This is a genomic window from Pseudoduganella aquatica (assembly GCF_009857595.1).
Classification (GTDB): domain Bacteria; phylum Pseudomonadota; class Gammaproteobacteria; order Burkholderiales; family Burkholderiaceae_D; genus Rugamonas; species Rugamonas aquatica_A.
Genome location: NZ_WWCU01000022.1, coordinates 76002 through 87802 on the forward strand (window position 1 = coordinate 76002; position 11801 = coordinate 87802).

General features: G+C 68.2%; 3 protein-coding genes. 1 reads left to right on the forward strand and 2 read right to left on the reverse strand.

Annotation, left to right across the window (positions count from 1 at the left end):
• Positions 1-52 precede the first annotated feature (52 nt).
• Positions 53-8299, forward strand: coding sequence for an SPM autocatalytic domain-containing protein (locus tag GTP77_RS18755; protein ID WP_161073672.1), 8247 nt, complete (start codon positions 53-55; stop codon positions 8297-8299).
• A gap of 154 nt (positions 8300-8453) precedes the next feature.
• Here GTP77_RS18755 and flgL read toward each other — a convergent pair whose 3' ends face one another.
• Together flgL and flgK are read right to left on the reverse strand one after the other, a co-directional pair.
• Complete coding sequence (gene flgL / locus GTP77_RS18760) at positions 8454-9713, reverse strand: flagellar hook-associated protein FlgL (RefSeq protein ID WP_161073673.1); 1260 nt, start codon at positions 9711-9713, stop codon at positions 8454-8456.
• A gap of 34 nt (positions 9714-9747) precedes the next feature.
• A complete protein-coding gene (flgK, locus tag GTP77_RS18765) occupies positions 9748-11709 on the reverse strand; it encodes a flagellar hook-associated protein FlgK (RefSeq protein ID WP_161073674.1) in 1962 nt (653 codons plus the stop codon).
• Between the last annotated feature and the right edge of the window lie 92 nt (positions 11710-11801).

Sequence of the window (11801 nt, forward strand, 5' to 3'; positions counted from 1 at the left end):
CCTAGGGAAAGTCCTGGTGTATCATGGTTGAGCCGTCCAGGAGAAAATACCTATGAGTTCCCTCGTCCCAACCTTCAGTACCGACCAGATCGCTTCGTTCACCACGGAGCAGCTCGCCCAATTCACAACGGCCGAGATCCGGGAACTGACGACGGAACAGATGCAGGTCCTGTCGAGCGACCAGCTCAGCCATTTGCTGACGCACCAGGTCGCCGCGCTGGAAACCGAAGACCTGGCTGCCCTCACCACCGACCAGATCACCCAGTTCACGTCCCAGCAGTTCGCCGTGCTGAGCACCGGCCAGGTGGCCGCGCTGAGCACCAATCAGATGCTGGTGATGGAAACGGAAGACGTGCGCGCGCTGCGTTCGCAGCAGATCGCCGCCCTGAATTCCGCCCAGTTCGGCGCCCTGAGCACCGACGCCATCCAGGCGCTGGCCACCAGTCAGCTGGCCGCGCTCGGTTCGCGCCAGGCCGTCGGCCTGACCAGCGACCAGCTGGCCGCCTTCGACAGCCGCCAGCTCAACGCCATCAACCGCAACGCCATCGCCGCGCTGGACACGCTGCAGATCAGCACCCTGGTGACGGCCGCCCTGGCCGGCATGAACAGCGCCCAGCTGAGCGCGCTGAACTCGCTGCAAGTGCCGGCCCTGACCACCGACCAGATCGTGGCGCTGACCAGCGCCCAGTTCAACAGCCTGCCGGCCGGCTCGCTGCAGCTGCTGGGCACCGACCAGATCATGGCGATCGAGACCAACGACATCGCCGGCCTGACCTCGGCCCAGCTGGCCACCTTCAACTCCAGCCAGCTGCAGGCGCTGAGCAGCGACCAGATCGCCGCCCTCAGCACCCTGCAGGCCGCCGCGCTGAACAGCGCCACGCTGTCGCGCCTGACCACCGACCAGATCGCCGCGCTGGAAACCAGCGATGTGCGCGCGCTGAGCTCGCGCCAGGTGGGCTTCCTGAGCACCAGCCAGATCGCGGCGCTCAGCACCGCCCAGCTGGCCGCCATGGACACCGGCGACCTGCGCGGCCTGAGCGCGGCGCAAGTGGCCGCCCTCAGTTCGGACCAGCTGATCGGCCTGGACGGCCTGGCGCCCTTCAGCACCGTGCAGATCCGCGCGCTGACCTCGGACCAGATCGGCACGCTGGAAACCCAGGACATCGCCAGCCTGGGCAGCCAGCAGCTGGGCGCCCTGAGCAGCGAGCAGGTGGCCGCGCTCACGTCCGACCAGATCGTGGCGCTTACCGTGGCCCAGTTCAGCGCCATGGCCACCTCGGTGCTGGCCGCGCTGAGCACCGACCAGATCACCCAGATCGAAACGCGCGACATTGCCGCGCTGCGCACCAACCAGATCATCCGCATGGGCAGCGAGCAGATCGCCGCGCTCACGCTGGCGCAGTTCGGCGCGCTCAGCAGCCTGGCCATCGGCGCCCTGGGCAGCAACCAGGTCAGCGCGCTGACCTCGGACCAGCTCGACGCGCTGAGCACCCTGGCCGGCATGTCGACCCGCCAGTTGGCGGCGCTGACGTCGGACCAGATCAGCACGCTGAGCACGCGCAACATCGTCACGCTCGACAGCCGCCAGCTCAACGCGCTCAAGGCCGAGCAGGTGGTGGCGCTGGGCAGCGACCAGCTGATCGCGCTGACCACGCGCCAGGTGCAGGGCCTGAACAGCGCGGCCCTGCAGGCGCTCACCACCGACCAGGTGGCCGCGATAGAAAGCAGCGACATCCGCGCCCTGCTGAGCACGCAAATCAGCAAGTTCACCACGGCCCAGATCGCCGCCCTGACCACCGAACAGATCGCCGCGCTGAGCACGTCCGCCGAAGCGGCGCTGACCTCGGTGCAGATCGGCGCCCTGAGCACCGACCAGCTGGGCGCCCTGGTCTCGCTGGCCGCGCTGACCTCGCTGCAGTTCCGCGCCCTCACCAGCGACCAGATCGCCGCCTTCAGCAGCGCCAGCATCGCCACGCTGAAAACCTCGCAGGTGGGTGCGCTCAACAGCTCGCAGCTGCAGGCCTTCACCAGCGACCAGCTGGTCGCGCTGACCACGGCCCAGGTGCGCGTGCTGACCTCGGCCGCGCTGGCCGGCCTGTCCTCGGACGCGGTGAGCGCCATCGAAGCGCAAGACATCGCCGCGATGACCTCGCGCCAGCTGCAAGCCTTCTCCAGCGAACAGCTGCAGGGCCTGACCACCGAACAGATCTTCGGCCTGAGCACCGGCGCGGCCGCCGCGCTGTCGGTCGACCAGCTCAACCAGCTGAGCGCAGACCAGCTCGACGCCATCGCCTCGCTGGCCGTGCTGAGCACGCGCCAGATTGCCGGCCTGAGCTCCGACCACATCCTGGCCATGAACACGACCGACCTGGCCAGCCTGCGCAGCAGCCAGATTGCCGCCCTGCAGACGGCCCAGGCCGCCCTGCTGAACAGCGACCAGCTGGTCGCGCTGACCACCCTGCAGATCCGCGCCCTGAGCAGCACGGCGCTGCGCGCGCTGAGCAGCGACCAGGTGGCCGCGATCGAAGTGGAAGACATCGCCGCGCTGCGCAGCAACCAGCTGTCAAGCATGCTGACGGCGCAGATTGCCGCCCTCACCACCACGCAGATTTTCAACCTGAGCTCGGCCCAGATCAGCGCCCTCACGCCGGCCCAGAAAGCGGCCCTGAGCAGCGAGCAGCTCGCCGCGCTGAGCACGCTGGCCTCCTTCAGCACGGCCGCCATCGCGGCCATGACGACCGACCAGATCGCCTCGCTGTCGGACGCCACGGTGGAGCGCCTGAGCTCGGCCCAGATCGCCGCGCTGACCTCGGCGCAGATCCAGGCGCTCACCAGCAACCAGGTGATCGCGCTGACCACGCTGCAAGTGCGCGCGCTGACCGCCAATGAACTGGCGGCGCTGACCTCGGACCAGCTGCAGGCCATCGAAGTGCGGGACCTGAACGCGCTGCGCACCAACCAGCTCAACCTGCTGGCCACCGACCAGATCAACGCGCTCACCTCCACCCAGTTCGGCGCGCTGGCCACCACCGCCATCGCCGCCCTGTCCACGCAGCAGATCGCCGCGCTGGGCCAGGACAAGCTCGACAGCCTGCTGTCGCTGGCCCCGCTGTCCAGCCGCCAGATCGGCGCGCTGACCACCGACCAGATCGCCAACCTGGCCGACGACAAGATCACCACGCTGAAGACCAGCCAGATCGCCGGCCTGACCAGCAGCCAGATCCGCGCCCTGAGCGGCACCCAGATCATCGCCTTCGACAGCGCGCAGATCCGCAGCCTGAGCAGCGCCACCCTGGCCGCGCTCAGCACCGACCAGATCGCCGCCATCGAGGAAGCCGACATCGCCGTGCTGCTCACGCAGCAGATCCGCGCCCTCAGCACGGCCCAGATCCAGGCGCTGACGGTGACCCAGCTGCAGAACTTCAGCACCCAGGCCATCGCCGCGCTGACCACCGCGCAACTGAACGCGCTGGACCAGGACCAGCTCGCCGCGCTGAGCACGCTGGCCGGCCTGAACAGCAACCAGATCGCCGGCCTGTCGTCGGACCAGATCAAGGCGCTCACGCTGGGCCAGGTCGCCGCGCTGCGCACCGGCCAGGTGATGGCGCTGAGCACCACCCAGCTCAGTTTCTTCAGTTCGGCCCAGGTGCAGGCCCTGACCAGCACCCAGATGCGGGTGCTGTCGCGCAATGCGCTCAACGCGCTGCGCTCGGACCAGCTGGCCGCCGTCGAGGCCGAGGAAATCGGCCTGCTGACCACCGGCCAGATCGCCGGCCTGAGCTCGGCCACGCTGCGCTCGCTCAGCGTGGACCAGCTGTCCTACCTCACCAGCGCAGGCATCGCCGCCATCAACAGCGTCGCGCTGGCTGCGCTCAACAGCACCCAGATCGACGCCTTCAGCAGCCTGAAGGGCCTGAGCTCGGCCCAGATCGGCTACCTCAGCTCCGACCAGGTGCACGGCCTGGTCGACGCCGACCTGCAGGCGCTGAGCACGCGCCAGCTCGGCGGCCTGGGCAGCGCCCAGATCGGCGGCCTGAGCGGCGCCCAGCTGGCCCTGCTGTCGAGCGCGCAGATCCGCGCCCTCAGCCTCAAGGCCATGGACGGCCTGAGCACCGCGCAGATGGCCGCGCTGACGGTCGATGCGCTGCGCGTCATGACCACGGCGCAGATCGCCGGCCTGAGCACCACCCAGCTCAAGACGCTCGACACCGTGCAGCTGCACGCGCTGACCAGCTCCGCCATCGCGGCACTGCTGCCTAGCCAGCTGGCCGCGCTGTCGGACGCCCAGCTGGCCTCGCTGGGCAATATCGGCGACTACACCACCACCATGATCGCGGCCATGGGAACCAGCCGCATCGCCGCGCTGGCGCTGGAAGATATCCAGCTGCTGAGCACGCGCCAGCTGTACGCCTTCAATTCGATCCAGCTGGGCGCGCTCACCACGGCGCAGCTGGTCGCGCTCGACAGCCGCCAGGTGGGCGGCTTCAATTCGACCGCCATCTCCGGCCTGAGCACCAGCCAGATCGCGCAGATCGAAGTGGACGACATGCCCGGCCTGAAATCGACCCAGCTGACGGTGCTGTCCAGCAGCCAGCTGGCGGCCCTGACCGTGGACCAGTTCGCCCGCCTGAGCAGCACCAGCCTGTCGCTGCTGCGCACCGCGCAGATCGGCGCGCTGACCACCAACCAGCTGGCCGCGCTGGCCTCGCTGGGCGGCTTCAACAGCGTGCAGCTGCGCGCCCTGACCTCGTCCCAGCTCGGTTCGCTGAGCGGCGAGCGCCTGGCCACCTTGACGTCGCTGCAGCTGGCCGGCCTGTCCAGCACCCAGATACGCCAGCTCAACGCCGACCAGCTCAACGGCCTGGACACGCGCCAGTACGCCACCATGGCCACCCGCCAGCTGGCCGCGCTGAGCACCGACCAGATGGCGCTGATGGCGCTGGACGACCTGGGCGCGCTGCGCTCGGGCCAGGTTGCCAGTCTCAGCACCGCCCAGCTGCGCGCCCTGAGCGGCGAGCAGATCAGCTTCCTGTCGACCGCCGGCATCGGCATGCTCAACAGCGCGCAGGCCACCGGGCTGAGCAGCCTGCAGCTGATGGCGCTGACCACCGCCCAAGTGCGCGCGCTGGCCACCCGTTCACTGGCCGCGCTGAGCACCGACCAGATCGCCGCCATGGAAGTGCCGGACATCGGCGCGCTGCGCAGCCACCAGATCCGCGCCCTCACCACGGCCCAGATCGCCGCGCTGACGGCCGACCAGCTGGCCGGCCTGAGCGACACCCAGATCTCCTCGCTGACCACGGTCCAGCTGGGCGCGCTGAACTCGTCGCAGTTCAACCAGCTCAACGCGCTGTCGCTGCTGTCGCCGCTGCAAGTGGCGGCGCTGCCGACCCAGCGCATCGCCACGCTCGACGAAACCCAGATGGGGCAGCTGAAAACCAGCCAGGTGGCCGCGCTCACCACGCCGCAGATCGCCGTGCTGAGCACGACGCAGCTGCAAGCGCTGAGCACGGCGCAATGGCGCGCCCTCAGCATCGCCGCGCTGCGCGCCCTGAACACCAGCCAGATCGCCGGCCTGGACCCGGCCGACCTGGCCGCCCTCAACAGCGCCCAGTTCGCCAATCTGCGCACCGAGCAGATCCGCGCCTTCACGCCGGACGAAATGGCCGCCCTGACCTCGGTGGAAATCAACGCCCTGACCAGCGTGCAGCTGGCGGCGCTGACCACCACCCAGCTGGCCCTGCTGCCCGGCTTGCAGGGCTTCGGCCCGGGCCAGCTGGCCGGCCTGTCGAGCCAGCAGCTGTCCTCGCTGGACGACGCCAAGCTGTCCTCGCTGGGCACGCTGCAGCTGGCCGCGCTGGGCAGCCTGCAGATCTCCTGGCTGACCAGCTTGCAGCTGCCGGTGCTCAGCACGGCCCAGATCCGCGCCATCAGCACCGCCGCGCTGGGCGGCCTGAACAGCAGCCAGCTGCGCGCGCTGGAAGACGCCGACCTGCAGGCGCTCACCACGCGCCAGTTCGCCAGCCTGCGCACCTGGCAGATCCAGGCGCTCACCGACGCCCAGATGACGGTGCTGACCTCGGCCGAACTGGCCGCGCTGACCACGGCGCAGATGCGCGCGCTGAGCACCAGCCAGCTGCTGGCGCTGCCCAACCTGGAAGGCTTCGGCCTGGTGCAGATGGGCGCACTGTCGAGCAACCAGCTCGCTTCGCTGGACGAGGCCCACCTGGCCACCATACGCACGGCGCAGTTCGCCGCGCTGACCAGCCAGCAGCTGTCGTGGCTGACGGCCGCGCAGCTGGCCTCGCTGAGCGCCGGCCAGGTGCGCACGCTGACCAGCACCGCGCTGAACGGCCTGAACACGGCGCAGATGCGCGCCATCGAGCTGGAAGACCTGGCCGGCATGACGACCATGCAGATCTCCGGCCTGCGCACCGAACTGGTGGGCAGCATGAGCAATGAACAGATCGGCGTGCTCAACTCGCGCCAGCTGATGAGCCTGAAAGTGACCCAGGTGGCCGCTCTCAGCACGTCGCAGCTGACCGCGCTGACCACGCTGGCGCCGCTGACCACGGTGCAGCTCAACGCGCTGACGTCGGCCCAGGTGGCCGCGCTCGACCCGGGCCAGCTCGACACGCTGCGCAGCACCCAGATCGCCGGCCTGAACACGCGCCTGCTGAGCCTGCTGACGCCGACCCAGATCACCAACCTGAACACGCTGCAAGTGCGTTCGCTGCTGGCCACCCAGCTCGGCGCGCTGAACACGGCGCAGCTGCGGGCCATCGACCTGGACGACATCTCCGTGCTGAGCTCGGCGCAGATGGCGGGCCTGAAAACCCAGCAGATCGCCGCGCTCGGCAACGACCAGCTGGCCTCGCTGAGCACGCGCACCATCGCCGGCCTGAGCGTGCCGCAGATCAGCGCGCTGACCACCGCCCAGGTCAGCGCCTTCAGTTCGCTGGCGCCGCTGACGGCGGCGCAAGTGGCCGGCTTCAACTCGGCCCAGGTGGGCAGCCTGGGCGTGGACCAGATCCTGACGCTGAAGACCACCCAGATCGCCGCCTTGGGCGTGGCCTTCGCCAACGGCCTGACCGCGGCGCAGCTGGCCGCGCTGACCAGCAGCCAGATCAACGCGCTGGGCTCGAAGGCGCTGGCCGCGCTGACGGCCACCCAGCTCAACGCCATGGAAATCGACGACCTGCAAGTGATGCGCAGCAGCCAGATCGCGCTGCTCACCACGCTGCAGATCGCCGGCCTGGGCGTGCCGCAGATCAGCGCGCTCAACACCAGCCAGATCCGCGCGCTGAAGGTGGCGCAGATCCAGGCGCTGACCACGCTGCAGCTGCAGAATATGACGCTGATCGAGTTCGGCGCCTTCACCGCCACGCAAGCCGGCGGCCTCAGCGCCGCCCAGCTGGCCAGCATGTCGAGCGAGCAGATCCACGCTACCCCGCTGGGCAGCCCGCTGCAGCTGGACCTGGACGGCAACGGCATCAGCACCGTGGCCATGGCCGACGGCGTGCAGTTCGACCTGTTTGCCACCGGCGCGCCGGTGCAGACCGGCTGGGCCGCCAAGGGCGACGCCCTGCTGGCCCTGGACCGCAACCACGACGGCCGCATCAACGACGGCAGCGAGCTGTTCGGCACCAGCACCCGCCTGGCCGACGGCAGCCGCGCCGCCGACGGCTTCCAGGCCTTGGCGGCGCTGGACAGCAACGGCGACGGTGTGGTCGACAGCCGCGACAGCGCCTTCGGCCAGCTGCGCGTGTGGGTCGACGGCAACAAAGACGGCGTCAGCCAGGAAGGTGAATTGCGCACCCTGGCCGAAGCCGGCGTGGCCAGCCTGAACACCGGCGCGGCCAAGGCCAGCGAGAAGGACCAGGGCAACTGGATAGGCCTGAGCGGCAGCTTCCAGACCACCGACGGCCGCACCGGCGCCATGGCCGACGTCTGGTATCTGACCGACCGCAACGACGCGAAAGCAGCGGCGTCCGCGCCGGCGGCGAGCCCGGCCGCGCCGGACACCCTGCGCGACCAGGTGACGGCGCTGACCAAGGCGCTGTCGGGCTACAACCAGGCGGCGGAAGCGGACGGCAAGAACGCCTTGTCCTGGCAGGCGCCGGACGGCGCCGGCGTCTCCGCGCCGCCGGCCAGCGGCACGCTGGCGGCCGGCGTGGACGAGCTGGCGCGCCAGCTGCAGCACTTCGGCAATCTGTCGCCGGTCTCCGGCGCCGGTTCCGAACTGCACAGCAACTGGAAACGCCAGCCGCCGGTGCAAGGCATCCTGGCCGACAAATAAAGGCCGGAAACGCAAAAGGGGCGCTAAAAACAGCGCCCCTTTTTTTTACAATGCGATTGCACACCGTTCGCCCGCAATCGCACATGGGACAGCGTAACATCGTAGGGCGGGTTAGCGGGCAAAGCCCGCGTAACCCGCCAGCGCCGCCGCCGACTTAACCGATGTAATTGAACAGTGACAAACCCGTCAGCGTTTTATACGACTTCTGCGCCGCCTCCAGGTTGATCTGCTGCTGGGTGAACTGGGAAATGGCCTTGATGGTGTCCACCTCGGTCAGATTGGACAGCGTGCTGGCGTACTGGATATTCAAGTCCTCGCCCGAGCTGTCCAGGTAATCCAGCTCCTTCATGCGCGCGCCCACGGAGGCGCGCACCGCCAGCAGGTTGTCCGAGGCGTTGTCGATATTCGAATTGACCTGGTTCAAGGCATTGGTCAGCCTGGCCTGTCCGGCCGCCCCCTCGCCGTCCTGGCGCAGCGCCGTCAGCAGGTCGCGCATGGTCTCGAACACGGACTTCTTGTTGCTCGGGTCCACGGTGAAAGTGTCCAGATCGGCCGGATCGCCCTTGATCTCGAACTGCAGGCCGTCAAAGCTGATGCTCTGGCCGCTGGTGTAGGGAATGGGATCGGGCGGCACCGGGTTGGGCGGCACCGGCTGGTTCAGGGTCAGGTCCGTCACCGTGTAGGTGGTCACCTTGGGCACGCCCGGGGTGGCCGGTATCACCGAGAAATTGATGGCGTACTGGTGGTCGGTCAGCGCGCTGGTGTCGGTCACGGCGCCGGGCGAGATAATGCCGGTGCCGCCGCGGCCGTAGTTGGCCGGGTCCACGCCGGTCTTGAAGCTGCCGTTGCCGGTGGCGTTGTTCTCGAAAATGGCCGAACCCGAATCGCTGACGCTGATTTTGCGCGAGGATCCCACTTGCAGAGTGCGCTCGCCCTGGTCGCCCTGGTAGGTGGCGCCGGTGGCGTTGAGCGAAAACGGAATGCTGTCCTTGAAGCCGGAGAAGATGTAGCCGCCCGAACCGTCGGCCGTGTTGGCGATGCCCAGCAAATCCTGCAGCCGGCCCTCCAGCTCCACCGCCAGCGATTCGCGGTCCTTATTCGTCATCGAGCCGTTGCCGGCGTTCACCGTCAGGGTCTTGATGTCCTGGAGCAGCGACGTGGCCGAGGCCAGCGCCACCTCCTCCTGCGACAGCGAGGAGCGCGCGTTCGAGCGGTTGGTGGCCAGCTGCGTGTTGATCGACTGCGACTGCGTCACCTCCAGCGCGCGCGCCGAGGCGATGGGATCGTCGGCCGGGGTCAGCACGCGGCGGCCTGTGGCCAGCTGCTGCTGGGTCTTGGCCAGCGAGGTCTGCAGCGTGCCGAGCTGGCCCACGCCGTTGTCATAAATGGTCTTGGAACTGATGCGCATGGTCATGATGCTTTTCCTTGCTTGCTGCTAAGCGTATGAGTTACCGGCCCAGCGAGATCAGCACGTCGAACAGCGTGCTGGCGATCTGCATCACCTTGCCGGAGGCCTGGTAGGCCTGCTGGTAGCGCAGCAGATTGGCCGCCTCCTCGTCCAGGTTGACGCCCGATACGCTCTGCTGGGCGTTGCTGGCCTGCTTGACCGCCGCCGTGGCCGCGTCGGCGCCGATCTGCACTTCGCGCGTCTTGTTGCCGACGAAGTTGACCATGGACGCATACGCGCTCTGGTAGGTGGTCTTGCCGCCGTTCAGGATGTTCTTGGCCTGCAGGTCGCCCAGCAGCGCGCCGTTGCGGTTGTCGCGCGTGCCGCCGGTGTTGGGGCCGACGGTGAAGCTGTCGGTGTCGCCCGGGGTGCCGCTGATGGAAATGTTCACGCCGCCAAAGCTGATCGAGGCGCCGTCCGTGTACGGTATCGACGGTGTGCCGGCCGGATAGGTGGTGCTCACGCCGTTGGCCGTCACCACCACATCCTGGGCGGCGGGGAAGCCGCTCAGCGAGCCGGTCAGCGCGTCATAGCTCAGCGTGACGGGCGCGGCCAGCGCATTGCCCGCCGTCAGGTAGTTGCTGTCCACCGTGCCGGGCGTGATCTTGCCGTTGCCGGTGTTGCTCAGCGGCGCGTTGGTGACGATGGGCGCGGCCAGCGCGATCTTGCCGACGTCGGTCAGCGACACCTTGAACTCGGAGGCCGCCATATAAGTCGGGCGCACGGCGAAATGGTCGCCCGTCGCCGGCGTGCCGCTGAGCGTGTATTCCACCCCGTCCACGATTTGCGGGCCGGTGGTCTGCGGATAGGTCAGCACGGTGGATTGGCCGTCCGAGGCGCGCTTGAGCACGTAGTTGGTGCCGTCGAAGTTGAGGTCGTAGTCGCTGGTGGTGAGCGCGCTGGCGTCCTTCACCACACCGGTCACCACCGCCGTGCTGACCGGGCTGTTGCGCGAATCCACGCCGATATAGGCGTTGATGTCGGAGAAGAAATTGCCGCCCAGCGCGCCGTTGCGGTCCTGGCCCAGCTGGTGCTGGGCGTTGAAGCTGGCCGCGAGGCCGGCCGCCACCTGGCCCAGCTCGTTGCGCGCGCGGTCCAGCGAGCCGCTGCGGAACTCCAGCAGGCCGCCCAGCGCACCGCCCGTCAGCGCCGATTCCGGCAGCGGCGAGATCTCGTTATTGGTCTGGTAACCGATGGTCATGCGGGTGGGGTCGGTCAGCGAAGGCGTGGTGGCCAGCGCGAAATTGCGGTTGCTGATCACCAGCGGCTGGCCGGTGCCGATGGACACCGTCAGCGAGTGCGCGTCGCCCTGGGTCACGGTGACCTTGACCAGCTTGTTCAGCTCGCTGATCAGCTGGTCGCGCTGGTCCAGCAAATCGTTCGGCGCGCGCGACGGGTCCACCGTCAGGCCGGCGATATCGTTGTTCAGCTTGCCGATCTGCTCGGCATAGGAATTAATCTGCGTCACGGTGGACGTGATCTCGCTGTTGACCCCGTCGCCGATCTCGGTCAGGCGGTCGCTCAGGCCCTGGAAGCGGGCCGCCAGCGTGTTGGCGGTCGACAGCATGGCGCTGCGCGAAGCGTCGGTGGCCGAGTTCGAGCTGGCGTCCTGCACGCCCTTGAAGAAGTCCTGCAGCGCCGGCGACAGGCCGGAGGTGCTGTCGGCCAGCAGGTTGTCGATCTGGCTGATCTGGGCGTAGAAACCGTCCAGGCTGGCCTCGTTGGCTTCCGCGCCCAGCAGCTGCTTGGTCAGGAAGTCGTCGTACTGGCGCTTGATCTGGGTCACTTCGGTGCCGGTGCCGACAAAGAAGCCGCCGCTGGCCTCCGGCTGCATATTCGACTGCACGAGGGTCTGGCGGCTGTATCCCGGCACGTTGGCGTTGGCGATATTGTGCCCCGTGGTGGACAGGCCTACCTGGGCCGCCAGCAAGCCGCTTTTGCCTATGCTGAGAAGACTGGACATGGTGTGTTTACTTTCTGTATATACGTAGTCTACGGCAGCGGCTGCCAAAACTTGAAATGCACACGGGCAACAGTGTGCCCGTCCGCGTTAAA

Excerpts from the sequence above, each read along its gene's own strand:
- GTP77_RS18755 (WP_161073672.1), top strand. The coding sequence starts at position 53 with ATGAGTTCCCTCGTCCCAACCTTCAGTACCGACCAGATCGCTTCGTTC.
- flgL (WP_161073673.1), bottom strand. The coding sequence starts at position 9,713 with ATGACCATGCGCATCAGTTCCAAGACCATTTATGACAACGGCGTGGGC.
- flgK (WP_161073674.1), bottom strand. The coding sequence starts at position 11,709 with ATGTCCAGTCTTCTCAGCATAGGCAAAAGCGGCTTGCTGGCGGCCCAG.